This is a genomic window from Rhizobium pisi, assembly GCF_003938655.1.
Lineage (GTDB): Bacteria > Pseudomonadota > Alphaproteobacteria > Rhizobiales > Rhizobiaceae > Rhizobium > Rhizobium pisi.
Genome location: NZ_RJJT01000002.1, coordinates 213,563 through 238,154 on the forward strand (window position 1 = coordinate 213,563; position 24,592 = coordinate 238,154).

The following is a 24,592-nucleotide window of genomic DNA, read 5'->3' on the forward strand; positions in this document are numbered from 1 at the left end:
TTGATGAATGGAGATAGAGATGGCAAGCATGACGATCCGCAATCTCGATGACGGGCTGAAGCAACGGCTGCGCATGAGGGCCGCAACGCATGGCCGCTCCATGGAGGATGAAGCGCGGGATATCCTGCGTGCGGCCCTTGCGACCAACGAACCGCCGGCGCGCAATCTCGCGGATGCCATCCGAGCGCGCCTGCTCTCGGTTGGCGGCGTTGAACTTGATATCCCGCCGCGTGAGCCGATCCGCGAGCCACCGGACTTCGCGGCGTGATCGTTCTCGATACCAATGTCATTTCGGAGTTGCTGACGCCTGTCCCGAATACATCAGTGCTCAATTGGCTCGCCGCGCAGCATCCTCCGTCAATTTTCACGACAGCAGTCACTGAGGCGGAGATCCTCTATGGCCTGCGCCTCCTGCCCGAGGGACGCCGCCGGCGTGATCTCGAAGCGGCAATCCTCCCGATCTTCAGCGAGGATATCGGCGGGCGCGTATTGCCGTTTGATCGTGACGCCTCAAATGTCTATGCCATGATCGCCAGCGACCGCCGCAGAGCGGGTCGGCCGATCAGCCAGTTCGATGCCCAGATCGCCGCCATCGCGATTTCGCGCGGGGCTTCGCTCGCGACGCGCAACGTCTCCGATTTCACAGGCATTGACCTCGAAATTATCAATCCGTGGAAAGACAGATAGAGGCGCGGGCAGCCGGCGCGTTGCAAATCTGGGCAGAATTGCGTCGGAACAGCCAATAACTCCGACTTGTGAAACATCACGCGATGGAATCGCCGCCGCCTGATCGATTCAGCATATTCATTGGACGCGGGCAGCACTCGCATAGGATTCTTGGGTCTGACCCAAGCGACCCATCCGACATTGCTTTTTCGTATAAACCCCGCGCAGAATATGGCGCGCTTCTATCTGCTGACGGTCGAACCGACCCTGTTCGGCGGCGGTTCGCTCATGCGTTGCTGGGGACGGATCGGAACCAAAGGGCAGCTGAAGATCGACCTGTTCGACACGGTTGTCGAAGCCAGTGAGGCTGCCGGGAAGCTGTTGCACGACAAGCTCAAACGCGGATACAGCCGGAATGAAGAAAATTCCCGTGAACCCGGCTCAAAACCGATCGGGACGCAAAGGCGCTAATCCGCGCCAGCTCTCAATGGCGGTGCATCGCCGGCCAAGGAGAGAAGCGGCTCGTAATCGGCTTCGGAAAGCACCGCAAAATCGACGAGACCCAGAGTGCCGAGCGTCGCGGCCAGCGATGGCTCCTTGATGGCGGCATGAAGTGCACTACGCAGCAGAAGGACTCTCTCGTCCGATGCGTCGCCGGAGGTGATGAACGGCAGACCCGGACCTCTCGGCGTCTCGGCAATGATGCGGATATCCTGGAGAAGGTCGGGATCGAAGCGGAGAATATTGGCATAGGTGACGCAATCGATCGCCGCACTATCCGCCCTGCCTTCCGCCACAGCGGCGATGCTGCCGCCATGGCTGCCGGTTTCGATGATCCGGCCGAAGAAGCGGCCATTGCGGGCAAGCGGCGCGACGGCGGCGCGAAAGAAATTGCTGCCGGAATTGCTCTCGGGGCTGTTGATCGCAGCCGTCGTGCCACGCAAGTCCTCCGGCGACCGAAGGGGGGAATCCTTGCGGGCGATAATGAAGCTGCACATCGACGGGCCGTCGCAGCCGGGATGGTCATAAACCGGCGTCGCCACCAGGCGGACCTTGCCGCGCAGGTTCTTCACATAGGGATAGCCGCATGTCTGCGAGAGAAGAAGATCGGGCCGCAGCCAGGCCTCATCGTAGGGAATGCTCTGATCGCGCGTCTCGGGCAAGTCCTCGAGACCGGCCTGCGCGAGGGTGCGGCGGAGAAACGACCAGAGTTCTGCTGTCGCATCCTCGAGCGGCTGGGATGTGACATACATGGCGATGCTGACGAGATGCATTCCGGTCTTTCCTTGCGGCGAAAGCGCAAGCATCGACCAAGTCAGGCGATGCCGCCCAAGCACACATATTTGAGTTCGGTATATTCGTCCAACCCGTGCCTGGATCCTTCGCGGCCGAGGCCCGACATCTTCACGCCGCCGAACGGCGCCTCGGCGGTGGAGACGAGACCGGTATTGACACCGACCATCCCATATTCGAGCGCCTCGGCGACGCGGAATACCCGCGACAGATCACGGGCGTAAAAATACGAGGCCAGCCCGAATTCGGTATCGTTTGCCTGCTCGATCACATCCTGCTCGTCGCGGAAACGAAAGAGCGGCGCAAGAGGCCCGAAGGTTTCCTCGCGAGCGACCTGCATGCTCCCGTCGACGTCGCGCAGAATGGTCGGCTCGAAGAACAGGCCGCCGAGCGCGTGGCGTTTGCCGCCCGAAACGAGGCTGGCACCCTTCGACACGGCATCGCGAATATGGGTCTCGATCTTGGCGACGGCATTCTCGTCGATGAGCGGGCCGAGCACGACGTCGCGCTCCAGGCCGTTGCCGACCTTCAATGCCGCAACGGCCGTCGCGAGCTTGGCGGCGAAGGCTTCGTAGACGCCGCCCTGGACATAGATCCGGTTTGCGCAGACGCAGGTCTGGCCGTTGTTGCGGAACTTGGCGATGATTGCGCCTTCGACCGCAGCATCGAGATCCGCATCGTCAAACACGATGAAGGGTGCATTGCCGCCAAGCTCGAGGCCGAGCTTTTTGATCGTCGGCGCACATTGCCGGTAGAGCAGCTCGCCTGTGCGGGTGGAGCCGGTAAACGTCAGGACCCTGATGTCGCGGCTTGCGGTCAATACTCCGCCGATTGCCGCTGCGTCACCGGTCACGATGCTGAGGAGGCCTGGCGGCAAGCCGGCGCGCTCCGCGAGAACGGCAAGCGCGATGGCCGAGAACGGCGTCTGCGGCGCGGGCTTGAGAACGACGGCACAGCCGGCGGCAAGTGCCGGTCCGACCTTGCGCGTCATCATCGCATTCGGAAAATTCCACGGCGTGATGGCCGCCACCACTCCTGCGGGCTGACGCAGGACGAGGATGCGCTTGTCCGGCTGATGTCCCGGGATGATCTCGCCATTGATGCGCCTCGCTTCTTCGGCGAACCATTCGATGAAACTGGCACCATAGGTGATCTCCCCCTTGGCCTCGCCCAAGGGTTTTCCCTGCTCCAGCGTCAGGATCATCGCCAGATCGTCGCGGTTTTCGATCATCAGGCGGTGCCACGCCTTGAGAACGGATGCGCGTTCGCCGGCAGTCTTCTTCGCCCAAAGCTTCTGGGCAATGACGGCCGCTTTGATGGCATCCACCGTCTCCGCGGCTCCGAGATCGGGGACCGCGCCCAGCGCCTCGCCCGTCGCCGGGTTGCGGATCGTCGTCGCCTGCCGGCCTTCCGCTTCGATCCAGCGATCGGCGACCGGGCATGCCTGACGGAACAGCGAGGGATCAACGAGCTTCATGTGCCAACTTTCAGCAGAACACGTGCGCCGCACCAGGATCGAACTCCAGATGCACGGTATCTCCGCGGCTGAGACCGGTGATCGCCTCATGACCAAACGGCAGGCGAACCGCGAGCGCCTCGCCCGCCGCCGTTTCGGTCGCGACATGGATATTGTTGCCGAGGAAGGTGATGTCGCTGACCGTGGCGGCAAGACCCGTTCCCGCCGGAGCGCGCGACAGCCGAATGCGCTCCGGCCGCAGCATCAGGGCTGCCCTTGTGCCCGAGGCGCCTTTTCCGTGCACCGGGATGCGGTTGAAGACGGTCCCGCCACCGAGCGAAATGGTGGCCTGCCCATCGGACGACGACAGCAGGTCGCAGGAAATGAAGTCGCTGTCCCCGATGAATTCCGCAACGAAACGGGTCTTGGGATTGGCATAGAGTTCGGGGCCGGTTCCGATCTGGTCGATGATGCCCTTCGAAAAGACCGCGATGCGGTCGGAGAGCCGCAAGGCTTCCTCCTGATCGTGCGTGACGTAGAGGATCGTCACTTCGGTCTGTTGGTGGATCCGGCGGATCTCGTGCTGGATTTCCTCGCGCAGCTTCTTGTCGAGCGCCGACAGCGGCTCGTCCATCAGCAGCACCGGCGGATCATAGGCAAGGGCCCTGGCGAGGGCGACGCGCTGCTGCTGACCGCCGGACATCTGTGCCGGTTTGCGATCCTCGAAGCCTTCCAGCCGGACGAGGCGCAGCATCTCCTTCACCTTGCTGTCGATCTCGGCCTTGGACTTGCGCCTGACCTTCAGCGGAAATGCGATGTTTTCGCCCACCGTCAGATGCGGAAACAGGGTGTAACGCTGGAACACCATGCCGATGTTGCGCTTGTGCGACGGCGTGGCGAGCAGGGTCTTGCCCTCCAGCGCAATGTCGCCTTTCGTCGGGTTGTCAAATCCCGCCAGGATGTAGAGCGTCGTGCTCTTGCCGGATCCGGAGGGTCCGAGAAAGGTGAGGAACTCACCACGCCTGACGTCGAGAGTGACATCGTGCACGGCGACGACAGGGCCGTATTCCTTGCGTATACCGCGGATCTGAAGGAATGGTTCGTTCATTGTTTCAGTACCTTACGCACGACGGCAACAAGGGCCATCAAGATGATCGTCAAAAGGATGAGAAGGGTCGACGCTGCAGCGACGACAGGCGTCAGGTCTTGCCGGAGCGTCGCCCATACCTTCACGGGCAGCGTCTGCAGGGTTGGGCTGGACATGAAGATCGCCACCACCACCTCGTCCCAGGATGTGAGGAACGAGAAGACGGCTGCCGAAAACAGCCCATGGCTGATCGCAGGAAGCGTGATCCTGATCTTTGCCTCCAGCGGCGAGGCGCCACAGAGCACCGCCGCATCCTCGATCGACTTGTCGAAACCCTCCAGCGCGCTCGATATCGACAGGATCGAGAAAGGTAGCGCGAGGACGAGATGCGAAATGACGAAACCCGTCAGCGTCCCACCAAGGCCGATCCTCAAGAAAAAGGCGTAGAGAGCAACCGCGAGAACCACGACCGGAAGGATCATCGGCGTGAGGAACAGCGCTTTCAGCGCATCGCGAAAGACGAACGAGCCGCGCACCAGCCCGAAGGACGTCACGAGCCCGAGCAGCACCGACAGGACGGTGACGATGACGGCGATCTTGAAGCTCGTCAGAGCCGATTCCAGCCAGCGCGGATCGGCGAAGAGCTCGCCATACCATTGAAGCGTCCAGCCCGGCGGCGGAAAGATCAGCCACTGCGAGGAACCGAAGGACAGCGCCGCGATGAAGAGGATCGGCAGCAGCAGGAAGGCGGCGGTCAGAAGCGTTATCGCGAGAAGCACGTATTTCCACCAGCCGAGACGGTCGAAATTGAGCAACATGTCAACGTCCTCCCGGGTTCTGGCTGCCGAAGAAACGCAGCTGCACGGCATAAAGCGACAGGGTCACGACGAGAAGAACCAGTGCCGCAGCACCGCCCATTCCCCAATTGACCAGCGACTGCACGAATTGCGCGATCAGCTCTGCGAGCATCATGTTGGCGGTGCCGCCGAGAAGCGACGGCGTGACGAAATAGCCGAGCGACATGACGAAGACCATGAGGGCGCCGGCCGCCATGCCGGGTGTTGCCAGCGGCAGGAGAACGCGCGTCAGACACTGCCACCGGTTGGCGCCGCAAAGGGCGGCCGCCTGCAGGATCGACGGGTCGATCTTCCTGATGACGCCGTAGAGCGGCAGGATGATGAAGGGCAGCATGATATAGGTCATGCCGATCGTCACCCCGGTCAGATTGTTGACGAGGGCCAGCGGTTTGTCGATCAGGCCCATTCCGATCAGCATCTTGTTGATGAGCCCCGTGCGCTGTAGAAGTACCATCCAGGCATAGGTGCGGGCGAGCAGGTTGGTCCACATCGACAGAAGCAGGATCGCAAAGATCACCGAGGTCAGCCGTCCGGGCATGATTGCCAGCGCCCAGGCAACGGGAAAACCGATCAGCAGCGAAATCACCGTGACGAGGCCCGAGACGATGAAGGTGTTGGCGAAAATCTTCAGATAGGTCGCAGACCCGATCAGCTGCGCATAATTGCCGAGGCCCGGCACCGGCTCCAGCACGCTTCGCAACAGCAGTATCGCCACCGGCACGATGAAAAAGATGCCGACGAAGGCGAAAGCCGGAGCGACCGCGCCAAAACCTGTTGCCCTGCGCACCTTTGGCAAAGGCGCAATTATGCCGGAGGCATCGCTATACGTCGACATGACAGTCCTTCCCACCCGTCAATTTCCGCGGGGCGCGCGCCGAATACAACCGATTGGCACCGGCGCGCCGCGGGGGCACGGCGACCTTCGCCGTGCCCGTTCATCTCAAGTTTCAGCCTATTTCGCCTGCCAGGCGTACCACTTCTCGCCGATGGCATCGCGGTTCTCTGCCCAATAGTTCATATCGGCATTCACCTGGCTTGCCGTCTGCTGGTCCGGCAGGGTCTTGGCCGTCTCCGGGTCCATCAGCTTGGCCGAGTCGAGATTGATCGGCGCGTAGCCGGTGGCTTTTGCGAGGGCCGCCTGCGGTTCAGCCGAGGTCGCCAGCGCGATGAACTTCATCGCAGCCTCGGCGTTCGGCGAGCCCTTCGGCACGACGAGCGCATCGGCAGCGGTGATGTTCTGTTCCCAGGAAGTTTCAACCTTGATGCCGGTCGCTGCAAGCGCCGTCATGCGGCCATTCCAGACACTGCCGAAGGGAGCCTCGGCGGAAGCCAGAAGCTGCTGCGACTGCGCGCCGCCCGACCACCAGATGATGTCGGATTTGATCGTATCGAGCTTCTTGAAGGCACGATCGAGATCAAGCGGATAAAGCTTGTCGGCAGGCACGCCGTCGGCAAGCAGTGCCGCTTCAATCACGCCGGGAGCCGACCACTTGTAGAATGTGCGCTTTCCCGGAAACTTGGCCGTATCGAACAGATCGGCCCATGTCTTCGGGCAGGCGCTGACGGCATCGGCATTGCAACCGATCACGAAGGAATAATAGAAACTGCCGACCGAATAGTCGGTGACGAAGCGCGGATCGAGCTTGGATTTGTCGATGACCGAGAAATCGAGCTTCTCGAGCTGGCCGTTCTTGCCGGCCTGGGCGGCATAATCGCCTTCGACGTCGACAACATCCCAGCTGACCTGACCGGCTTCGACCATCGCCTTGAGCTTGCCGTAGTCGGTCGGCCCGTCCTGGACGACGGTGACGCCGGTCTTCTCGGTGAACGGACTTGCCCATGCAGCCTTCTGCGCGTCCTGGGTCGTTCCTCCCCAGCTCGAAAAGACGAGGTTTTCAGCCTGTGCCGGCGCGGACACAGCCACAAATGCGGCGACCGCCGCGAAAGCAAATGTTGTTTTCATGTTCCCTTATCCTTGTTCTGTTTGCCTACGGGTATGCCTTATGCCGTCAGTGCGCCTCGCTCCTGGGAGAAAAGTTGGCTGGCTTCATAATCTTGTTTTCCGCCACCTCGATCAGATCGCGGATCTTGGGCAGGAAAGCCTGCCATCGGGGGTCGGCCATGAGCCTCTGGCGCCTCGCCTCCCGGTCGTCCAGGCTCGTAAAGGCCCAGATGTGGACGATCTCGTTGATCGTTCCGATTTCCGAGAAGAAGTAGCCGACGAGCGTGCCGAGATGGCTCTTCTGGATCTCGATCCCTTCTTCCTCGACGACCTTGAGATATTGCGGGATGGCGCCATTCTTCAGCCGATAGGTCCGGATTTCGTAAAACATCGGCGCTATCTCATCACGAAGGGATCGGGGATCGGATCATCCGACGTCCTGAGCCAGATCGTCTTGGTGCGGGTATAGTCGAGGGCCGCGGCCATGCCGCCTTCCCTGCCATGGCCCGACAAGCCGAAACCGCCGAAGGGCGCAATCGGCGACACCGCGCGGTAGGTGTTGACCCAGACGATGCCGGCGCGAATGCCCTTCATCAGCCGGTGCGCCCGGGTCAGGTTCTGGGTAAAGAGGCCGGAGGCAAGGCCATAGCGGGTATTGTTGGCAAGCATCAGCGCCTCGGTCTCGGTCTCGAATGAGACAACGGACAGGACTGGCCCGAAGAATTCCTCGATCAGCGAGGGTGAATCGACATCGTCGCAGTCCAGGATCGTCGGCGGGAAATAAAAGCCTTCGCCATCGATCTTGCTGCCACCGGTGACAAGGCGGGCGCCACTTTCGATCGACCTGGCGACAAGCGCGCCGATATTGTCCTGTTGGCGCTTGGTGGCAAGCGGGCCGACTTCGGTCGCCATATCGAGCGGCGCGCCGATCCGGATCGCCTGCGCCTTCTCACGCAGCAAGGCGACGAATTTGTCCTTGACGCTGCGTTCGACGATCAGCCGCGATCCGGCAACGCAGCTTTGTCCCGTCGCGGCGAAGATGCCGGCGACCTGGGCGTTGGCGGCACTTTCGAGATCCGCGTCGGCAAACACGATGAACGGCGACTTGCCACCGAGTTCGAGCGAGGTGGAGGCGAGGTTTTCGGCCGAGTTGCGAACGACGTGCCGAGCGGTTTCGGGACCGCCGGTGAAGGCGACATGTGCGACCTTTGGATGGCGGCCGAGGGCCGCGCCGCAGGAGCCGCCGAAGCCCGTGATGATGTTGACGACGCCTGCGGGAAAGCCGGCCTGATGGACGAGACGCGCAAATTCGAGAAGCGGCGCTGGCCCGTCTTCCGAGGCCTTGACCACCATCGTGCAGCCGGCAGCGAGCGCCGGGCCGATCTTGACCGCCGACAGGAAGAGCTGGCTGTTCCACGGCACGACCATGGCGACGACGCCGATCGGCTCGCGGCGAAGCCAGACATCCATGTCAGGCTTGTCGATTGGCAGGTAGGAGCCTTCGATCTTGTCGGCGATGCCGGCATAGTAACGATAATATTCGGCGACATAGGCGATCTGCGCGGATGTTTCGCGGATGATCTTGCCGGTGTCCTGCGTCTCCAGCTCAGCCAGGATCTGCGCATTGGCGGCAACAAGATCGGCGAGCTTGTAAAGCAGCTTGCCGCGTTGCGTGGCTGTCATTTTCGACCAGGGGCCATCGTAGAGCGCCCTGTCGGCAGCGTTCACGGCTCGGTCGACATCAGCCTCGCGCGCTTCCGGCATATCAGCCCAGATGGCGCCAGTGGCCGGATCGATGCTGGGATAACGGGCCTCGCCGTCCGAGAATTCGCCGTCGATGTAATGCTGGAAACGCCGCATGGCCCTACTCCTGAAATGCTGGCATGACCTCGGCGATGAAGCGTTCGAGCGACGCCTTCTTGCGCTCGAATCTCATGCCGGTGTCGATCCAGAAGGAATACTCGTCGTAACCGAGTGCTTCATAGGTCTTGAGCCGGTCGATGACGGTCCGTGCGTCTCCAACGACGTTGTTGGTGCGCATGACCTGATCCGAAAGCATGGCGTTCGACCTGATCTGGTCGTCCGGAATCCGCTCGATCAGGCCTTGGGTAACCGGCTTCTCATTTTTGAACCAAGCGAAGAAATAGTTGTAGTAAACGCTGAGTTCGTGCGCGGCCTGGGCGACATCTTCTTCTGACGAGCCGACATAGGTGTGGCGCAGCAGCATGATCTTCGGCCGCTCGATCTCAGGATTCTTGGCGCAGGCATCGTTGAAGCGGTCCATCAGTGACTGAACCTCGTCATCGCCCTGCCAGAGCGGCGTGACTTGAACATTGCAGCCGTTGGCGACGGCGAATTCGTGCGAGTTGGGATCGCGCGCCGCGACCCAGATCGGCGGGTTCGGCTGCTGCAACGGCTTCGGGGCGGAGGTGGTCGCGGGGAACTTGAAGAATTCGCCGTCATGGGCGTAGTCACCGTTCCAGATTCCTTTGATTGCCGGGATGAGCTCGCGCATGCGCTGACCGGCGCCCCAGGCATCGAGACCCGGGAGCAGGCGCTCGTATTCGAAGGAATAGGCGCCGCGCGCAATGCCGATATCGAGCCTGCCGTCGCAGATGATGTCGGTCATAGCCGCTTCGCCGGCAAGCTTGATCGGATGCCAGAAGGGAGCGATCACCGTTCCCGTGCCGAGCCGTGCCTGCGATGTGCGGCGCGCGAGATCGGCGATGGTGACGAACGGGTTGGGTGCGATGGTGAAATCCATGCCATGGTGCTCACCCGTCCAGATCGCATGCATGCCACCCTTATCGGCAATCTCACAGAGCGCGACGAATTCCTCGTAAAGGCTCTTGTGGCTCTGGCTGGCATCGAGCCGTTCCATATGGACGAAGAGGGAGAACTTCATGCTTTTGCGCCCTTGGCTGGAATGGGATGAACTTTGCCGCCGGTCTCGTCACCGAAATAGACGCCGAAATTGCCGATCGAGCTTTCCATCGCGAAGCGATTGACGATGTCGGCGGTCGAGCTGGTCTTGAACTGCGCGCCAGATAGAGCATCGGGCTTCAGGAACCTGCCGCTCGCTGGCTCCCCATCGCCTGCGACAGCGTGGTAGACGATGTGCTGCTTGCCGTCGCTCTTGCCCTCGTAAACCGAATAGAGAAAGCCGATGCTGACCTTCAGCCCGGTTGATGTCTCCAGGTATTTTTCCAGCATCTCCGTCGGGTTGCCGTCATGGGCGTCAATGCTTGGGAGAAACAGAACGTCATCGCCGAGCAGCAGAACCTCTCCGCGCCGTTCGACGACGGCGGCAAGTTCCAGATTGCCTTCGCTCGCCGCGGAAACCGCCTTGCTGGCGAGCGTCGGCGTGAAATAGCCGCCACGGGCATAGCCGAGACCATTGCGGCCGCTATTGTCGAAGGATTCGATCCGTCCCATCAGGATGACGTGGTCGCCGGCCTCGATGACCTCTTCCATCGCGCATTCGAACCATGCCGCCACGTTCGAGAAGACCGGGCAGCCTGCTGATCCCTTCGACCACTCGACCGCCGCAAACCTGTCTTCGACCGGCCGCGCAAAGGTATTCGACACGTCCTTCTGCGTTTCCGACAGCACGTTGATCGCGAAATGCTGCGCGCCGGTCATGGTCGCGAAATTGCGCGACGTCTTGGCGAGGCAAACAAGGAGCAAGGGCGGATTGAGCGAGACTGACGTGAAGGAATTCGCCGTGAACCCGATCGGATTTCCATCCCTGTCGCAGGCGGTGACGACGGTCACGCCTGTGGGAAAAGCCCCGAATGCATCGCGCAATGCCCTTGGATCGGCAGTCTGGATTGTCATCGTTCATCCTCCCCCAACGACAGCCACTCAGCGAGTAGCGAATTTACGATTTCAGGCGCGGTGAGGTTCACCATATGACGATGACCCTCCACGATGCGGACCCTGCCTTTCGGCGCAAGCGCCGCCATTTGCGTCGCCATCAAGGGCGTCGAGTTCGGATCATCGGATCCCGTCAGGAACAGGGCTGGACCTTGAACGTCTTTCCAGCCATCGGCATAGGTCTCGTCTCCCCCGGCGAAGGCGGCGTAAGCCACAGCATAACCCTCGGGATCGACGAGGTTGAGCCATTTCCGCGTCAGTTCGCGAGCGGCGTTGCTGCCCGGATCGTCGCCGAACCAGCGCGCCAGTGGACCTTCCTTATCCACGCCCGCTACAGGAATGGCCGCGGCCCGCGCAAGCACCGCAGCCTTTGCTTCCGGGTCGCGCCTAAAGACCCCGTTGAGGTAGGCGACACGCTTGATGCGTTGACCGAACGTCGCCGCCGCCCCTCCCGACACCAGCGCGCCCATGGAGTGCCCGGCGACATTCGTCGCTTCGATTTCCATCTCGTCGAGAAATCGGCCGAACCAGGCGACGAATTCCTCGAGGCGGCTGCCCACCGGCAGCTTTGCACTCTCGCCGTGGCCCGGCATGTCGACGGCGATGACGCGCTTTCCGCCGGAAAGCGATGCGATCTGCGGCGCCCAGGCTTCGAGCCGCATGCCGACGCCATGGATCAGAACCAGCGGCTCGCCGTCGCCGGCCTCGTGATAGGCCGTTCCGCCCGCCGTCTTCTTTCGAGGCAAGGAACCGGCGTCCTTCGCTGCAGCGGCGCCTGAGATCGATCCGGCTGTCAGCATGTCAACGCCCACCCTTTCAAACGCCCGCAGGATTGGCGACGTCCTGCCCCAGGTCCTTCAGATCCTGGTAGCGGTCGCCGATGCGGTGATGGGGACGCCCGCCCACCGACGCGCCCAGAGCCACGACGATCTCGTCTGCGGCGGGCGCGTCGGGGATCGACGTCTGGATGGTCAGGTAGTGCGAGCGGCGGCCTTCATCATTCTTGTCCATCAGCGGGATCATGATCGGCGCATTGGCAGGGCCGCGCGTGTTGCAGAAGGCGAGATAGGACTTTGCGCCCACGGCCTGGCGATAGAAATTGCCGAAGCGCAGGGTGTGGATGAGCGCCGATGCATGCTCGATCTCGCCATTCAGGCCGACGACAGCAGCCTTTCCATATCCCTCGACAGCCTCGCCGGAGCCGACCGCCTCGATGATCATCTTGGTGAGCAATTCGCCGAGAATAGGAGCGGCCGCATGGATTTCCGGCTTGAGGTCTTCGACGAAGCCGCGTCCCGCCCAGGGATTGTTCACGACCGCAAAGGCGGAGAACAGCTTCAGCGGCACCGCCGCAGCCTTGCCGCCCTCGATCAGCGTCGTTTCGATCTGCAGTCCCGTCTTGCGAATTTGAATGGCCATCGAATACCTCATTTCTCATTTTGGTATTATGGTATGCCATAATATGACGCTGTCAAGTTCGTTTCTACGAAGCCGGGGATTTAAGCATCAATCCAGAAATAGCCTTTACAAAACAGTAATTTATAACTGCTGATGCGCTCATCAGCATCTATCGCTGCGGATCTTGCCCTGGCGAAAATCTCCAAGACGGCAGGCGAGCACTCATAGGCTCCCCGGAGAGAACTTCTTCATTCAGCTTGCGTTGTCAGCTGACACAGCCGCGAAGATCCCAGCTCATGCAATGCCACCTCACATATTATTTAATATGGCATACCATCACATTGAGCAAAGTTGGGTGTCAAGCCGGGAGTGCGCACTCCCCGGAATCGCGCGATCGATGTTTACTGGCTGCCGCCGATGGCTGCGGCGGGCGGTCGGCCTATTCGGCGGACGTCTTGGCGGATAGCACCGCTTCGGCAATCGCGCAGGCGGCGGCGACATGGTCCATCGCGGCCTGATAGGCCCCATCGCCATCACCGCGGCGGATGGCATCAACGATCTTCGACATCTGCGCCGGTCCTTCGATGCCTCGCCGCTCCGTCTTGATCGTCATCGAGCGCAGGTGGTTTATGCGCACGGTGAGGAGATTGACGACGCCCCAGGCGACATGCCTGTCGACCATCGTGAACAGCGTCTGATAGAAGGAAGTGGTGTTCGCGAGCACAGCCGTCATATCATTGTCGCGATAGCTGTTGCGGATCCCGGTCAGGGATTCTTCCAGCGCGGCGACGATCTCTGGACTGCTGCGCTCCGCGCATAGCCGCGCTGCCATACCCTCGAGCGCGCCGCGGATCTCATAGATCTGTTTGGCTTCGTCGATGTCGAGCTGGGCAACGATCGGCCCCTTGTTCGGCAGATTGGCGACGAGCCCTTCCGATTCCAGGTGCCTTAGAACCTCACGCACGACGGTCCGGCTGACGCCGAGCTGGGCACAGAGGTCGCGTTCGACAAGGCGGTCACCGGGACGGAAATAGCCGTTCACAATGGCTTCGCGGACCTTGTCAAGCGCCAATTCCCGCAATGTCTTTGCAGGACGCTCGACCCTGATTGTTGCGTCCTTCAGAGCACCGCTCATTCTGCACCTCAGAGTTGGACTGACTTCGCGCTCAAATTCCCGCACGGCAGCCGAATTCGAAAACCGTATTATGGCGTACCAGATACTGTAGCTGTCGCCGGCCGGCAATTCAACCGCACCATAGCGATCGGGGATTGTCAGCCTATGCTTCGGCACTCGGCCGTTTCGCGACGATCTCTTCGACCACGGCCTTCGCCTGCACCCGAATGTCGGGAACGGCCGTGATCTCCCAGAATTGGCCCGCGGTCAAGGCGCCGACCGAAAACAGCCGGGCGGGCGAGATCCGCGATGGCGCCGTCACCTCGGAAGCGGCATCCACCTGGATCCCGAGGCCGAGAGGATCAGGGGCGATCAGTTGAAACCGGCTCATTTCCTTCAAAAGCGGTGAATGGCTGATCCCGGCACGCTCCATTCCCGTGCAGTTGACGAGCCAATCCGCCCTGATCTCGGCGATGTCCCCTGTCCCTCTGATCCTGTATCCGGCAAGGAGCCTGTCCTCCTCGGCCCCGAGCGATTTCAGGAAGCCTGCATGGAAACGGACGGTTCCCTCCGAGACCAGTTTCTCGAACGTACCGAACACGTCGGGCGCGACCCGGTGACGATGGATGTTCCACCAGGGGAGTGCATGCCTGAGGAAGCGTGCCCGCTCCTTGCTGGAAAGACGCTGCCAGAGAGCCTGCGTGACGGGCCTCAGGCCGTCCATTACGCTTCGCCAGTCGTCGACCGCCCTGCTCTTTTCCCGTAGGCTCTTCAATATGCCGCTGATCGTACCCGGAAGCGCCTGGACATCGATCGGAAGCGGCGGCAGCGGCTTCCTGGCATGTCCGAGCGGCGCGAGCCCGCGGCGTGAAAGCACGTCGATCCTGCCATTGTGGCCGTGAGCGCGAAGTGCCAGAACCTGGTCGATCATCGTCAGCCCGGAGCCGAGGATACAGACGGCATCGGACGATGCGACGCGCCTCAGCCAAGAGAGCCGCCACGGGTTCTCGACGATCCGCGATCTCAGCGACAGCGGGACCCCAGCCGGGTTGACCGGGAGGTTGGCGTTGCCGACGCCAAGGCAGAGCACCACGTTCTTCCCGGCGATCTCGTCGCCATTGCCGAGGTGAAAGGCCAGCGTGCTGCTATAACGTTCGACACATCCCGTCGCCTTGGCCCTGATGAAATCGACCCGGCAGCGGCCGTCCCGCTTTCGAAGCAGCCGCGCAAGCGTATCCCTGACATAGAGACCGTAGTCGCTGCGCGATGCGAAATCGCCTGCCTGCATCAGGCGTCCATGGCGTTTCAGCCAGTCGACGAAGTCGTCGGGATGATGCGGCAACAGGCTCATGCGGCCCGCGGGCACGTTAAGGCGATGGAGATAGAGTTCCGTCCGATAGGCCGTCCCGCGGCCGAAGCCGGGATCGTCGCCAACGACGGCAATCTTCGCCGAGGCGGGAAGCTGCTCGATGAGATTGCAGGTCACGGCTATGGCCGAAAAACCGGAACCGACCACGATAACATCATATATCACCGCATTCTCCCTGAAGCTCCGTACGCCCTAGCTCTCGTCGCTCACGCGTCCTTGGGATCGCGCAAGTGGCAGAATCACGAAAACAAATGTCTTCATAGTCTATAAATATAGTTTGTTATTTCTCCCGCTAGCCCATTCTCAACCATTACCCTTTTGAGGGTGAGATTAAGGGGGCCGGGTGGCCCTCAAACAAAGGGGCTCAAGATGAATTTCAAAAATTTGGTTGCCGCCATCGCTATCGGCGTCGGCACTCTCGCAGCGGCTGTTGTCGCCGAAGCGGCGGACAAGAAAGTCGTCGTCGGCTATCAAACCGATGCCCTGCCGTCCTCAGTGGCAATCGCCAATGGCGAATTCGCCAAGTCGACGGGATACGACATCGACTTCCGCAGGTTCAATTCGGGCGCCGAGATCTTTGCGGCCATTGCCTCGGGCGATGTCCAGGTCGGCTATGTCGGCTCCAGCCCGTTTGCGGCCGCGGTATCACGCGGGCTTGAGGTCAAGGCCTTCTACCTCGCCTCCATCTCGGGCATCGACGAGGCTCTCGTCGTCCGCAACGGTTCCGGCATCGAAAGCGTGAATGACCTGAAGGGCAAGAAGCTTGCCGCCGCGCCTGTTTCCACGGACCACTATCAGCTCCTGGCGCTGATCAAATCGCTGGGCCTGACCGAAAAGGACGTTCAGGTCTTCGCAATCCCTCAGCCCGAGATCGTCGCAAGCTATAATCGCGGCGATATCGACGGCGGCTTCGTCTGGGATCCGGCGCTGACCGAACTCAAGAAGAACGGAAAGGTTCTCGTCACCTCGAAGGATGTGGCAGACAAGGGTGCGCCGACCTTCTCGGCCTGGGTGGCGACCTCGAAGTTTGCCGCCGACAACCCGCAATTTCTCAAGAGCTTCGCCGCGGTCATCAACAAATACTACACGTCCTTCGCCTCGGACAAGGCCGCCTGGGGTCCCGACAGCGACAACGCCAAGTCGCTCGCCAAGCTTCTCGGCGGAACGCCCGACCAGCAGGCATCGGCCCTGAAGAACCTCACGCTTCTGACGCCTGAGGTCCAGGCATCGGATGCCTGGCTCGGCGGCGGCGAAAAGGCAGGTGCCGGCAGGATCCTCAAGGACACGGCATCCTTCCTGAAGGAACAGGGCAAGGTTTCCGACGTGCTGGCCAACTACGGTGCCTTCGTCACCGCCGACGCGCTCACCGGCGTCAGCAACTGATCCTCCCCGACGTCGGCCCGGCTTGCCGCGCCGGCGTCAAACAGCGAGCGGCCACATGCTTAAAGTCGATCACGCCAGCGTCTTCTTCTCAGCCCGCGACGGACGGACCGTCCACGCGCTCGATCGCGTCTCTTTCGATATTCCCGAACGAGGCTTCGTCGTCGCGCTGGGAGCGTCGGGATGCGGCAAATCAACCCTTCTCAATGCGATTGCCGGATTTCTTCCGCTTTCGGACGGCCGGATAACGCTCGATGGTCGCGCGGTCGAACGACCAGGCGCGGATCGTGGCGTCGTCTTTCAGAAGGACTCGCTGCTGCCCTGGAAATCCGTGGTCGACAATGTCGCGCTCGGTTTGAAATTCGCGGGCGTAAACCCGAAGGAGCGGCAAGCGCACGCGCTGGAGCTTCTCAGGCTCGTCGGACTCGACGAATTCGCCGGCGCCTTTCCCTACGAGCTGTCGGGCGGCATGCGGCAGCGTGTCGGCATCGCGCGCGCTCTGGCGACAAATCCAGACATCCTGCTGATGGACGAGCCATTCGGCGCGCTCGACAGCCTGACGCGCGAGCAGATGCAGGAACTGCTGGTTTCCATCTGGGACAAGACGGCAAAGAAGGTTTTCTTCATTACACATTCGATCGAAGAGGCATTGTTCCTGGGCACGCAGGTCCTGGTCATGTCACCGCGGCCGGGGCGCGTCGTCGCGCGCTTCGACCTCGATTTCATCAGCCGCTTCGCCGAAACCGGCGATGCCCGATCCATCAAGGCGTCGCCACAATTTGCCGAGCTGCGCGAGGAAATACGCGCCATTCTCCACAGCACCGAAGACTTGAGGAGCGCCGCATGAGCGATATAGTACAGGCCACACCGATTGTGGCCGATACGGCGGACCGCCAGGTCAAGCTGGTGAAAATGGCAAGCTTCGGCGCCGGCGAGAAGTCGACGGTGGCGATCAGCGTCGCCACTGCCTTGGCCCTATTGCTGTTGTGGTGGCTCGTATCGGCGCTCGGCGTCGTTCCACACCTCTTCCTGCCGCGCCCGGACGAGGTGCTGAAGCAGATCGGCGTCATCTATCGCGACGGCTACGCCGGGGCGTCGCTGTCCGAGCATGTCTTTGCGAGCCTGTTCCGCATCGTGGTCGCGGCCCTCATCGCCGTCTCCGCCGGCATTCCGCTGGGTTTGCTGATGGGCCTGAACCGCTGGGCAAAAGGCGTCCTCGACGCGCCGATCGAGTTCTACTGGCCGCTTCCGCCGCTCTCCTACCTGCCGCTGATGATCATCTGGCTCGGCATCGGCGAGACATCGAAGATCACGTTGCTGGTGCTTGCGATGTTCGCGCCGATCTGCCTCTCGGCCCAGGCCGGCGTTCGTTCGCTGCCGATCGAGCGCGTCAATGCCGCCCGTTCGCTGGGCGCGAGCCGGCTGCAGCTCTTCCTGGATATCGTCCTGCCCTCCGCCCTGCCCGAGATCCTCACCGGCATCCGGATTGCGCTCGGGGTCGGCTGGGGCACGCTGGTTGCCGCCGAATTGATCGCTTCCACGCGCGGGATCGGTTTCATGATCATGTCTGCGTCGCAGTTCCTGGCAACCGACGTCGTCTTCGTCGGCATCGGCATCATCGCCATCTGCGCCTTCACCTTCTCGGCGGCCATTCGTTTCCTGGAGGCATTCCTCGTGCCGTGGAAGGGCAAGATTTGACGCGTAGCGGCGATCGCGGATATCCGCCGCGTGTCAATGCACCGTAAATCTGGCCGCCTCGGCTTGGCGCCGTTGCAGGGTGCGGATCAGCATTGCGGCTTCCCTGACGATCCCCGAAAATGTCGCATCGTCGGCATCGGCGATCCTTCCCGTCATGTCACGGATGATCGTCGTCAAATGGATGATCGCGCTGCGGCTTTGCGCATCTTCGGGTCCGAATTCAGTATTGGCCATGGCGAGCAGCGCCTGCACCAAACGATCCATGGTCTGCCGGCGCCTGCTTCTCGGGTCGGCGTTCGGATCTTCGCTGAGGCGCAGGAGGTCGGCTACGATGTCGGACATTCCGGCCCCATTCACAACGCAAAAGCGGGCGGCATCGAAACGAACCGCTTTCGAGCGCCCGGACGCGTCTTCAATGCGTCCAGCAAGCGGTAGCCATTGCGCCAACGGCCGAAGCCGCTGGCAATATTGATATGCCCGGCAAGGCCGATATTCCTGGTCTCGGCGTTCCATAGGCCGCCGAACAGGGTCAACCGATCGACCGTCATGTACGCATCGTTCATGCTGCCGACGACGATGCTCGGAAAAGGCAGGGGCGCCGTCGGCATGGCGCCAAACGAGATATGCCCCGGATGCAGGATTTCCGTGGCGGGCAGATCGCATGGAGCAACGAGCAATGCCCCTTTGACGCGACGCGCGGCATTCCGTCCCGCCAGCCGGGCGGCCAGCAGGCACCCGAGACTGTGGGCCACCAGATAGGCCTCGCCGGCCTCTTCAAGCGCACCCTCCAGCCGCGGCAACCAGCTGTCGAGGTTCGGATGGTCCCAATCGTCCTGGACGACGCAACGGCTGTCCGGATGATCCTGCAGCCAATGTCGCTGCCAATGCCCTTCTCCCGAGCCGAACAGTCCGGGAAGGATAAGGATGTGGCTCATCGGATCAGCCCGATCACTAGGGCGAACAGGAATGTGAAAGAGCCGGTGATCGTGCAGATTCCGGCCGCATGCCTGATCTGCGACATGAGGCCGGTGGAAGCCCTTCTTGCACCGCGCCGGCCGAGGCCGGTCTCAACGACGATTGCCATCACGCCACCTCCTCAATACCAAAGTCCGGGAATCGCGCCCCAATAATGGAGTTCGTATTCGCGCGCGGACCAGTCACGTTCGTCCCGCGCGAATGATCCATTCACAGGCTCGCGCACCTTCACCGCAAGGAGGAGGCCGATCACGAGTTTCAGCCAGACGTGAAATTCAAGCTTCATGCGAACCTCCTGTCAGGGACCGATAGTTTTCTGTTAAGAAATCAGCGAATGACGTCTCGCATTGGCAAGAAGATCGCGAAGCGATGCCTCTGGCCCATAGAGCATCAGCAGGCGATTTTCCTCGCGTTTGGCGAGGCGATATCGTCGGGCGAATTCGAAGACGCTCCACAATTGATCGCTGGCCGCCGGCCTTTCCGCATCAATGTTCGTTGCTTCCTGAGATCGAGCCATGGCGACGATCCTCATTCGGCAGCCGCCAGCGCCGGGTTTGCGCCCGGGAAGAAGGCTCTCAATTCGCCGATCACTTCACTGATGCGGCTCGAAAGCGGTTCGGATGCAACCGCATAATCCTGGAAGTCACGATCGGACGCATAAACAGCGGTTGGCAGCGTGTGAGCCATGAAAAACCCGAACAGCGGCCGAAGCTGGTGCTCGACCATCAAGGCATGTCGGTCACCGCCGCCTGTCGCCGTGATGATGATCGGCTTGCCTCGAAGCTCATGCGGATCGATCAGGTCGATCAGGTGCTTGAAAAGACCGGGATAGGAACCCTTGTAGGTCGGCGAGCCGATGATCAGGGCGTCGGCCTGCACGATCTCGCCGACGACACGCCTGGCCTGCTCGTCGAGGTCCTTGCGCCATAAGGCGCTGCCCAGCGACGGACCGAAATCGTGCAGATCATAGGTCTTGCTGGCAAAGCCGTATCGGATGCTTGCGCGTTCGGCGACGTGGCGCACAAGCGCCAATGTTTTCGAAGGACGGTTGAAGCTGCCAGCAATGCCGACGAGTTTGAAACCTGACATGGTTTTTCCTCTCTTTGGATTGCTCAACTATTGTCTACACAATTGATAGATTAAAGGAACGTAAGTCTCTCCTTGCTGGCGTCGTTGAAAAAAACGTTCGCCACCACTTCGGCACGCATAAGCTGCGCTTCGTGTCGCAATTTCGGGAAACATCGATTTTCAGCCGAGCAGTTCGCAACCTGCCGGCTTTTCGACCTGCGGGTGATCGTCAATCGCTTCGGCAAAGACCGCAATCAGAACGACGCTCTACCGCATGAGATCTGGTCAGTGGGTGGACAGTGACGCTGCCCTCAGACGCGTATCCTTCGGGCATTCGCCGAACGCACTGAAAAGGCTCTAAAACCATTCTGCAACGCACGAAGCGAGACCCCGACGGCCTCTGCAACCATTGTGATCGTGAACGGTTCGCTGATGTTTGCGTGCATGTAGTCGATAGCGCGCCGAACATGCCAAGGGGCGATTGCCGATACTTTTTGTCCCAAATACTCAGTAAAAGATGCTGGGTAAACCGGAGGATAAGGTCCGACATCGCTTCGCTCAGCAAGGAAAGACCGACAGGCGATGACAGGAGAGGACCGTTGTTGCGCATGCCCTGCATGATTGTCCCCACCAGGTTGCCAATGATCTGACCCGCTGGACTTGTGAGATCGAGAACCGGTTCAAGATCAAGCGACTCCAGAACTGGTTTCTCCAAAAGGGCCGAAATCGTGCGTTCACGATGCTCCAATCGAGACACAGAATCGTGCCTTTTCGTTGAACCTCGGCGCCCACGAAAAAGTTCGATCCTTCGTCAACGGCTGCGCTCCGATGAGCCCATAACTCGTCGAATATGAATGAACCATCGACTCGAAGTCGTTTCCTTGATGAGTCGGAGAAAAACGGAACACAAGACGTCTGACGACTTATGAAGTCAGATGCTGCTGTCGTCATTGCACTGCGATCACATTGGTAAAATCCGCAGCGGCGAAACCGGTTTTGGCTTCTATTAGACAAACGTCTTTGCAGCTGGCACGGCTGGCGGGCACTATCCCGTCCCCGCCAGCCTGACCAAATGGCTTTGCCGCAAGGGTGAATATTATTGGTATAAGATTTCCGGTTCAGGGGTCGGATTGGACGACACGCTCTGCTTTTTTCGCCCTCAGAAATATATACTTCTTATAGATTTAGCGGGAGTTTTTCATGCCATTGCAGACGGCTGATGTCATCGATTTCCAGGCTTACCGGCAGTCGCGCAGCAAACATGCTGATGTGGTTCAAGCGACCGCACCGGTATCATTTGCAATGCAGCCAGTCCTGATGTGGGTGCCGTATTGGGGTTTCGTCCCCGTCATGGCAATGGGCACTCCGGGATATGGGGTCTGATCAAGCGCTTCTCTCGGACGGCGAAGCCAGAGATACCGCCGAGGAGATCACGGTTCAAACAGGACAAAATTTGCGGCGCATCCGTACCCGGCGCGGCTATTCCCTGGACAGGCTGGCAAAGATCGCCGGCGTGAGCCGTGCGATGCTCGGCCAGATCGAGACGGGCAAAAGCAGCCCGACATTAAGCATTCTCTCGAAGATCGCGCTTGCTCTAGGCATTCCCTGCGCCGCTCTGATCGCCGAACGCGGCGAGAGCCCGGTCATCGCCGTGCCCAGGGCAAGATCGAAAATTCTCTCCTCCTCCGAGGGGCGCTTTCGGACACGGGCTCTTTTCCCCTTCGAAGGCGAGCGGAAGGTGGAATTCTACGAGCTCAGGATCGCTCCGCACCATACCGAAAACGCCGACGCCCATCAGCACGGAACGGTTGAGAATCTGGTCGTTGCTCAAGGCACCGTCGAAATCATCGCCGGCAAGCAATCGCCGCATATCCTGGGTGAAGGCGACGCCATCATCTTCGACGCAGATGTACCCCATATCTATCGCAACATGACGGGAACGGAAGCGATCCTCTACCTGGTGACGACCTATCTCGAAGACGTTCGCGCATGACGCAAAAGAGCCCCCGTCTCCGGAGGCTCTCGATCGTTTCCCTGAGGGACGATGGCTCAGGCGGCCATCATGCAGCACATCATCATGCCGCCGCAGTTCATCATGACGGGCATGCCGCCCGACATCATCGACATCATGCGCTTGCAGCACTCCATGAACATTTCGTTGTTCATGCCTTCCATCGGCTTCATTTCACAGATCATGCCCTCGGCGGTCATGGTGCACTTCATGGAGCCCATCATCATCATTGGCATGGAGGCCATCATCGGCATCATTGCACCCGACATCATGGGCATGCCACCCATCATCGGCATCATTCCGCCCATCATCGGGTTCATCATGGCGGGCATCATGTTGTTCATCATCGGCATCATGTTCATGGCGGGGTTCATCATCTCTCTCCGGCAGTGGCGTTTCGCGTTTTAATGAGCAGGGAGATAAAAGAACTAATTGCAGCAAACAATGTAAAAAAATCTTCCCATATCTTTTCCTCCAATAGAATGGAGCGGTTTCGATGGGATTGCACAAACTTGCCAAAATAACGGAATTCCGTCCGCTATCATCGATCAAGCGGAGCGGCGCTTGCTTCGCCGACGTTCGGGAACGGCAATTCGACTCAGCTCCTGCAAAAGCACAAACGCCGTCGCGCCGGGCGCGACTGACAACGGCATTGGCGGCCTGAGTCGGTGACCTTCGGGTGCCTGACGCCGCACCCGTCACGAATGACGGGGATGCTTCGGATCGTCGTGCGGCTTCAGGAAAAACCGGCGGACAATGTCCCAATAGCCGTCATAGACAAGCCCGCCATTCGAACAGACGAGCGTTTCGCGATTTTGGCGATAGACCGTGGGAAGGCGATACCACGAGATGCCCGGCCGGCGATGATGGAGAACATGCAGGTTGTTGTAGAGGAACAGCAAGCCGAAGAAATGGCTGTTTTCGACGATAGCGGTGCGCTCCTCGTGGCTCTCGGCATATCTGTGCTCGGCATAGGATCTGAGCCGCGTCATCGCCGCGCCGGTGTAGACGAAAGCAAGGTAAAGCCACAGCGGCACGCCGCAGACGAGCGTCGCCCAGAATAGAACGGCGGCGACACCGATGCCGTGTGCTGCCCATATCCGCCGTCTTCCCGGTTCGTTCGTCCAGATCAACCGCCATTCCTGCCCAAGGAAACTCAAAATCATAACCGCGGGACCGATGGTCAAACGACCGAACAGGGTGGTGTTCCATCGCGCCAGCAGCCTGCCGGTCGCGCCGAGCTGCTCCCAGGCAGCCTTGGTGAAATAGGACGATTCAGGATCCTCGATGGGATCGGTCAGAAATTCGTCGCGATGATGCTCCAGATGGCTGTCCTTATAGATCGGATAAGGCAGCCACAGCGACAGCGGTATCGATCCGATCGCATCGTTTAGCCATCGGATTCCTGTGGGGTGGCCGTGAATAACCTCGTGCTGAAGCGATCCGTGCCAGGCGATCAGCCAGCCTCCAACAATGATCGCCACGATCGGGGATAATGATTGCCACCACCCGGTGAGCGCAAAAAATCCCCCATGGATGACGAATGCGAGAATGATGGTCGGCCATTCCGTCGGGCGCGTGGGAATAATGGTCCCGGCGGTCTGCGAAGTCTTTTCGGGCATGCGTGTGATTTCCTGATCAATCACACCAATCTATCGCATGGCATCGGCAGTAGAGAATAATACCTATCTATTTTATAGACTTATGTGAAAAAATCCGCCTCAACCCTGGCTGGATTCCTCGATCCAGACCTAGGGCCTGTCGCCGCGAAGATGACGTTCGAGGAAGGGCAGGTTGTCCTGTCCCCAATAGAGTTCGCCGTCGTGGACATAGGTGGGAAAGCCGAAGACGCCGCTGTCGCGCGCGCGCGCGCGGTCGGCCGACCATTTGTTCTGGACATCGTCATCAGCCTGCCGCCGGAGCAGTGCCGCGCCATCGAACCCTGCTGCGGTCACGATCGCCTCGCGCACGTCGGACCTGCCGATGTCCTTCGCCTCGCTCCAGAAGGCATGCTGCAGGGCGCGGGCAACGCCGATCCAATCCTGGCCGTCGAGATAGGCTGCAATGACGAAGAGAGATGCCCGCGTCGGATCGCTCAACTCCGGGCGATGTTCGAGCCACAGCTCCTTGCCGCGCACCCGCGCCCAGCGTTTGAGATCCCGTGTCCAATAGGCACGCCGGATCTCGGGGCGATTGCGCGAGAAGATACCGCCATTTTCTTCGACCACCGTCGTCAGATAGGGCGTGATGGCAACCTCGTTCTTTGCCGCAAGTTCGGTAAAGGCGTCGAAGCCGATGTAAGACCAGGGCGAGCCGATCGAAAAGAAATAGTCTACCGATTTGGTCACTGTTGCATATTCCCTGAGAGATGATGGTTCTGGCGCCGAATGGATGTGGCTGAG

Annotated in this window: 31 protein-coding genes; 9 read left to right on the forward strand and 22 right to left on the reverse strand. The window is 60.5% G+C overall.

Annotated elements, in window-relative coordinates; translation table 11 throughout:
• Window positions 1–19 precede the first annotated feature (19 nt).
• The 3 genes from EFD55_RS03615 (at window position 20) to EFD55_RS03625 (ending at window position 1,137) form a co-directional block, all read left to right on the forward strand.
• Window positions 20–268, forward strand: a complete 249-nt coding sequence (locus tag EFD55_RS03615) for a FitA-like ribbon-helix-helix domain-containing protein (RefSeq protein ID WP_125843074.1) — start codon at window positions 20–22, stop codon at window positions 266–268.
• A complete protein-coding gene (locus tag EFD55_RS03620) occupies window positions 265–687 on the forward strand; it encodes a type II toxin-antitoxin system VapC family toxin (RefSeq protein ID WP_125843076.1) in 423 nt (140 codons plus the stop codon). Before EFD55_RS03615 ends, EFD55_RS03620 begins: the two co-directional genes overlap by 4 nt.
• Before the next feature lie 150 nt (window positions 688–837).
• Complete coding sequence (locus tag EFD55_RS03625) at window positions 838–1,137, forward strand: WGR domain-containing protein (RefSeq protein ID WP_245438380.1); 300 nt, start codon at window positions 838–840, stop codon at window positions 1,135–1,137.
• Here EFD55_RS03625 and EFD55_RS03630 read toward each other — a convergent pair.
• The 14 genes from EFD55_RS03630 to EFD55_RS03695 form a co-directional block, all read right to left on the reverse strand.
• Window positions 1,134–1,940, reverse strand: coding sequence for a phosphate/phosphite/phosphonate ABC transporter substrate-binding protein (locus tag EFD55_RS03630; protein WP_125843078.1), 807 nt, complete (start codon window positions 1,938–1,940; stop codon window positions 1,134–1,136). The genes EFD55_RS03625 and EFD55_RS03630 overlap by 4 nt on opposite strands.
• 41 nt (window positions 1,941–1,981) lie before the next feature.
• Window positions 1,982–3,436, reverse strand: coding sequence for an NAD-dependent succinate-semialdehyde dehydrogenase (locus EFD55_RS03635; protein ID WP_125843080.1), 1,455 nt, complete (start codon window positions 3,434–3,436; stop codon window positions 1,982–1,984).
• A gap of 10 nt (window positions 3,437–3,446) precedes the next feature.
• Window positions 3,447–4,523, reverse strand: coding sequence for an ABC transporter ATP-binding protein (locus EFD55_RS03640; protein WP_125843082.1), 1,077 nt, complete (start codon window positions 4,521–4,523; stop codon window positions 3,447–3,449).
• A complete protein-coding gene (locus EFD55_RS03645) occupies window positions 4,520–5,320 on the reverse strand; it encodes an ABC transporter permease (RefSeq protein WP_125843084.1) in 801 nt (266 codons plus the stop codon). The genes EFD55_RS03640 and EFD55_RS03645 overlap by 4 nt, the downstream gene beginning before the upstream one ends.
• Before the next feature lies 1 nt (window position 5,321).
• Entirely contained in the window at window positions 5,322–6,194 is an 873-nt protein-coding gene (locus EFD55_RS03650; RefSeq protein WP_125843086.1) for an ABC transporter permease, read from the reverse strand.
• Window positions 6,195–6,311: 117 nt separating this feature from the next.
• Complete coding sequence (locus EFD55_RS03655) at window positions 6,312–7,322, reverse strand: ABC transporter substrate-binding protein (RefSeq protein WP_125843088.1); 1,011 nt, start codon at window positions 7,320–7,322, stop codon at window positions 6,312–6,314.
• Window positions 7,323–7,368: 46 nt separating this feature from the next.
• Window positions 7,369–7,692: an NIPSNAP family protein gene (locus EFD55_RS03660; RefSeq protein WP_125843090.1), complete on the reverse strand. Its 324-nt coding sequence runs from the start codon at window positions 7,690–7,692 to the stop codon at window positions 7,369–7,371.
• Window positions 7,693–7,697: 5 nt separating this feature from the next.
• Window positions 7,698–9,161 (reverse strand): aldehyde dehydrogenase, encoded by a 1,464-nt coding sequence (locus tag EFD55_RS03665; RefSeq protein ID WP_125843092.1) that lies wholly within the window; start codon window positions 9,159–9,161, stop codon window positions 7,698–7,700.
• Between the two features lie 4 nt (window positions 9,162–9,165).
• The gene (locus EFD55_RS03670) at window positions 9,166–10,206 is read right to left on the reverse strand and encodes an LLM class flavin-dependent oxidoreductase (protein WP_125843094.1); all 1,041 of its coding nucleotides are present in this window, start codon (window positions 10,204–10,206) and stop codon (window positions 9,166–9,168) included.
• Window positions 10,203–11,138, reverse strand: coding sequence for a flavin reductase family protein (locus tag EFD55_RS03675; protein WP_125843096.1), 936 nt, complete (start codon window positions 11,136–11,138; stop codon window positions 10,203–10,205). The genes EFD55_RS03670 and EFD55_RS03675 overlap by 4 nt, the downstream gene beginning before the upstream one ends.
• On the reverse strand, window positions 11,135–11,977 hold the full coding sequence (locus EFD55_RS03680) for an alpha/beta fold hydrolase (RefSeq protein ID WP_125843098.1): 843 nt from the start codon (window positions 11,975–11,977) through the stop codon (window positions 11,135–11,137). Before EFD55_RS03680 ends, EFD55_RS03675 begins: the two co-directional genes overlap by 4 nt.
• Window positions 11,978–11,993: 16 nt before the next feature.
• The gene (locus EFD55_RS03685) at window positions 11,994–12,596 is read right to left on the reverse strand and encodes an amino acid synthesis family protein (RefSeq protein ID WP_125843100.1); all 603 of its coding nucleotides are present in this window, start codon (window positions 12,594–12,596) and stop codon (window positions 11,994–11,996) included.
• A 418-nt stretch (window positions 12,597–13,014) separates the two neighbouring features.
• Complete coding sequence (locus EFD55_RS03690; protein WP_125843102.1) at window positions 13,015–13,710, reverse strand: GntR family transcriptional regulator; 696 nt, start codon at window positions 13,708–13,710, stop codon at window positions 13,015–13,017.
• A gap of 142 nt (window positions 13,711–13,852) precedes the next feature.
• Entirely contained in the window at window positions 13,853–15,223 is a 1,371-nt protein-coding gene (locus EFD55_RS03695) for an FAD/NAD(P)-binding protein (protein ID WP_125843104.1), read from the reverse strand.
• A gap of 204 nt (window positions 15,224–15,427) precedes the next feature.
• Here EFD55_RS03695 and tauA point away from each other — a divergent pair, with 204 nt between their 5' ends.
• Genes tauA through EFD55_RS03710 form a run of 3 tightly spaced genes read left to right on the forward strand, consistent with a single transcriptional unit; the run spans window position 15,428 to window position 18,136 of the window.
• Window positions 15,428–16,441 carry a taurine ABC transporter substrate-binding protein gene (tauA, locus tag EFD55_RS03700; RefSeq protein ID WP_125843106.1) on the forward strand — a complete coding sequence of 338 codons (1,014 nt, stop codon included), beginning with the start codon at window positions 15,428–15,430 and terminating at the stop codon, window positions 16,439–16,441.
• Between the two features lie 55 nt (window positions 16,442–16,496).
• Window positions 16,497–17,285: a taurine ABC transporter ATP-binding protein gene (locus EFD55_RS03705; RefSeq protein WP_125843108.1), complete on the forward strand. Its 789-nt coding sequence runs from the start codon at window positions 16,497–16,499 to the stop codon at window positions 17,283–17,285.
• Window positions 17,282–18,136, forward strand: a complete 855-nt coding sequence (locus tag EFD55_RS03710) for an ABC transporter permease subunit (RefSeq protein ID WP_125843110.1) — start codon at window positions 17,282–17,284, stop codon at window positions 18,134–18,136. Before EFD55_RS03705 ends, EFD55_RS03710 begins: the two co-directional genes overlap by 4 nt.
• Window positions 18,137–18,169: 33 nt before the next feature.
• Here EFD55_RS03710 and EFD55_RS03715 read toward each other — a convergent pair whose 3' ends face one another.
• Genes EFD55_RS03715 through msuE form a run of 6 tightly spaced genes read right to left on the reverse strand, consistent with a single transcriptional unit; the run spans window position 18,170 to window position 20,200 of the window.
• Entirely contained in the window at window positions 18,170–18,478 is a 309-nt protein-coding gene (locus EFD55_RS03715; RefSeq protein ID WP_125843112.1) for a hypothetical protein, read from the reverse strand.
• 11 nt (window positions 18,479–18,489) lie between these two features.
• A complete protein-coding gene (locus EFD55_RS03720; RefSeq protein WP_125843114.1) occupies window positions 18,490–19,071 on the reverse strand; it encodes an RBBP9/YdeN family alpha/beta hydrolase in 582 nt (193 codons plus the stop codon).
• Window positions 19,068–19,220: a hypothetical protein gene (locus tag EFD55_RS33015; protein ID WP_164737514.1), complete on the reverse strand. Its 153-nt coding sequence runs from the start codon at window positions 19,218–19,220 to the stop codon at window positions 19,068–19,070. The genes EFD55_RS03720 and EFD55_RS33015 overlap by 4 nt, the downstream gene beginning before the upstream one ends.
• 12 nt (window positions 19,221–19,232) lie before the next feature.
• Window positions 19,233–19,397, reverse strand: a complete 165-nt coding sequence (locus EFD55_RS33020) for a hypothetical protein (RefSeq protein ID WP_164737513.1) — start codon at window positions 19,395–19,397, stop codon at window positions 19,233–19,235.
• Window positions 19,398–19,430: 33 nt separating this feature from the next.
• Window positions 19,431–19,628: a hypothetical protein gene (locus tag EFD55_RS03725; protein ID WP_125843115.1), complete on the reverse strand. Its 198-nt coding sequence runs from the start codon at window positions 19,626–19,628 to the stop codon at window positions 19,431–19,433.
• Between the two features lie 11 nt (window positions 19,629–19,639).
• Window positions 19,640–20,200, reverse strand: a complete 561-nt coding sequence (msuE, locus tag EFD55_RS03730) for an FMN reductase (RefSeq protein ID WP_125843117.1) — start codon at window positions 20,198–20,200, stop codon at window positions 19,640–19,642.
• Window positions 20,201–21,379: 1,179 nt separating this feature from the next.
• Between msuE and EFD55_RS03735 the strand changes: the two genes are divergently transcribed.
• From EFD55_RS03735 to EFD55_RS03745, 3 genes are read left to right on the forward strand one after another with little or no spacing between them, the layout of a single operon-like run.
• Window positions 21,380–21,562: a hypothetical protein gene (locus tag EFD55_RS03735; RefSeq protein WP_125843119.1), complete on the forward strand. Its 183-nt coding sequence runs from the start codon at window positions 21,380–21,382 to the stop codon at window positions 21,560–21,562.
• Window positions 21,552–22,172, forward strand: a complete 621-nt coding sequence (locus tag EFD55_RS03740; protein WP_125843121.1) for a helix-turn-helix domain-containing protein — start codon at window positions 21,552–21,554, stop codon at window positions 22,170–22,172. Before EFD55_RS03735 ends, EFD55_RS03740 begins: the two co-directional genes overlap by 11 nt.
• A 51-nt stretch (window positions 22,173–22,223) precedes the next feature.
• The gene (locus EFD55_RS03745) at window positions 22,224–22,598 is read left to right on the forward strand and encodes a hypothetical protein (protein WP_125843123.1); all 375 of its coding nucleotides are present in this window, start codon (window positions 22,224–22,226) and stop codon (window positions 22,596–22,598) included.
• Between the two features lie 290 nt (window positions 22,599–22,888).
• Here the strand turns inward: EFD55_RS03745 and EFD55_RS03750 are convergent, their stop codons facing one another.
• Complete coding sequence (locus EFD55_RS03750; RefSeq protein ID WP_125843125.1) at window positions 22,889–23,812, reverse strand: fatty acid desaturase; 924 nt, start codon at window positions 23,810–23,812, stop codon at window positions 22,889–22,891.
• Window positions 23,813–23,941: 129 nt separating this feature from the next.
• Window positions 23,942–24,538 (reverse strand): 2-hydroxychromene-2-carboxylate isomerase, encoded by a 597-nt coding sequence (locus EFD55_RS03755; protein WP_125843127.1) that lies wholly within the window; start codon window positions 24,536–24,538, stop codon window positions 23,942–23,944.
• Between the last annotated feature and the right edge of the window lie 54 nt (window positions 24,539–24,592).

What these genes read in the sequence shown, in the direction of transcription:
- EFD55_RS03615 (WP_125843074.1), top strand. Translation starts at nt 20, where the DNA reads ATGGCAAGCATGACGATCCGCAATCTCGATGACGGGCTGAAGCAACGG.
- EFD55_RS03630 (WP_125843078.1), bottom strand. Translation starts at nt 1,940, where the DNA reads ATGCATCTCGTCAGCATCGCCATGTATGTCACATCCCAGCCGCTCGAG.
- EFD55_RS03635 (WP_125843080.1), bottom strand. Translation starts at nt 3,436, where the DNA reads ATGAAGCTCGTTGATCCCTCGCTGTTCCGTCAGGCATGCCCGGTCGCC.
- EFD55_RS03640 (WP_125843082.1), bottom strand. Translation starts at nt 4,523, where the DNA reads ATGAACGAACCATTCCTTCAGATCCGCGGTATACGCAAGGAATACGGC.
- EFD55_RS03645 (WP_125843084.1), bottom strand. Translation starts at nt 5,320, where the DNA reads ATGTTGCTCAATTTCGACCGTCTCGGCTGGTGGAAATACGTGCTTCTC.
- EFD55_RS03650 (WP_125843086.1), bottom strand. Translation starts at nt 6,194, where the DNA reads ATGTCGACGTATAGCGATGCCTCCGGCATAATTGCGCCTTTGCCAAAG.
- EFD55_RS03655 (WP_125843088.1), bottom strand. Translation starts at nt 7,322, where the DNA reads ATGAAAACAACATTTGCTTTCGCGGCGGTCGCCGCATTTGTGGCTGTG.
- EFD55_RS03660 (WP_125843090.1), bottom strand. Translation starts at nt 7,692, where the DNA reads ATGTTTTACGAAATCCGGACCTATCGGCTGAAGAATGGCGCCATCCCG.
- EFD55_RS03665 (WP_125843092.1), bottom strand. Translation starts at nt 9,161, where the DNA reads ATGCGGCGTTTCCAGCATTACATCGACGGCGAATTCTCGGACGGCGAG.
- EFD55_RS03670 (WP_125843094.1), bottom strand. Translation starts at nt 10,206, where the DNA reads ATGAAGTTCTCCCTCTTCGTCCATATGGAACGGCTCGATGCCAGCCAG.
- EFD55_RS03675 (WP_125843096.1), bottom strand. Translation starts at nt 11,138, where the DNA reads ATGACAATCCAGACTGCCGATCCAAGGGCATTGCGCGATGCATTCGGG.
- EFD55_RS03680 (WP_125843098.1), bottom strand. Translation starts at nt 11,977, where the DNA reads ATGCTGACAGCCGGATCGATCTCAGGCGCCGCTGCAGCGAAGGACGCC.
- EFD55_RS03685 (WP_125843100.1), bottom strand. Translation starts at nt 12,596, where the DNA reads ATGGCCATTCAAATTCGCAAGACGGGACTGCAGATCGAAACGACGCTG.
- EFD55_RS03690 (WP_125843102.1), bottom strand. Translation starts at nt 13,710, where the DNA reads ATGAGCGGTGCTCTGAAGGACGCAACAATCAGGGTCGAGCGTCCTGCA.
- tauA (WP_125843106.1), top strand. Translation starts at nt 15,428, where the DNA reads ATGAATTTCAAAAATTTGGTTGCCGCCATCGCTATCGGCGTCGGCACT.
- EFD55_RS03705 (WP_125843108.1), top strand. Translation starts at nt 16,497, where the DNA reads ATGCTTAAAGTCGATCACGCCAGCGTCTTCTTCTCAGCCCGCGACGGA.
- EFD55_RS03710 (WP_125843110.1), top strand. Translation starts at nt 17,282, where the DNA reads ATGAGCGATATAGTACAGGCCACACCGATTGTGGCCGATACGGCGGAC.
- EFD55_RS03715 (WP_125843112.1), bottom strand. Translation starts at nt 18,478, where the DNA reads ATGTCCGACATCGTAGCCGACCTCCTGCGCCTCAGCGAAGATCCGAAC.
- EFD55_RS03720 (WP_125843114.1), bottom strand. Translation starts at nt 19,071, where the DNA reads ATGAGCCACATCCTTATCCTTCCCGGACTGTTCGGCTCGGGAGAAGGG.
- EFD55_RS33015 (WP_164737514.1), bottom strand. Translation starts at nt 19,220, where the DNA reads ATGGCAATCGTCGTTGAGACCGGCCTCGGCCGGCGCGGTGCAAGAAGG.
- EFD55_RS33020 (WP_164737513.1), bottom strand. Translation starts at nt 19,397, where the DNA reads ATGAAGCTTGAATTTCACGTCTGGCTGAAACTCGTGATCGGCCTCCTC.
- EFD55_RS03725 (WP_125843115.1), bottom strand. Translation starts at nt 19,628, where the DNA reads ATGGCTCGATCTCAGGAAGCAACGAACATTGATGCGGAAAGGCCGGCG.
- msuE (WP_125843117.1), bottom strand. Translation starts at nt 20,200, where the DNA reads ATGTCAGGTTTCAAACTCGTCGGCATTGCTGGCAGCTTCAACCGTCCT.
- EFD55_RS03735 (WP_125843119.1), top strand. Translation starts at nt 21,380, where the DNA reads ATGCCATTGCAGACGGCTGATGTCATCGATTTCCAGGCTTACCGGCAG.
- EFD55_RS03740 (WP_125843121.1), top strand. Translation starts at nt 21,552, where the DNA reads ATGGGGTCTGATCAAGCGCTTCTCTCGGACGGCGAAGCCAGAGATACC.
- EFD55_RS03745 (WP_125843123.1), top strand. Translation starts at nt 22,224, where the DNA reads ATGGCTCAGGCGGCCATCATGCAGCACATCATCATGCCGCCGCAGTTC.
- EFD55_RS03750 (WP_125843125.1), bottom strand. Translation starts at nt 23,812, where the DNA reads ATGCCCGAAAAGACTTCGCAGACCGCCGGGACCATTATTCCCACGCGC.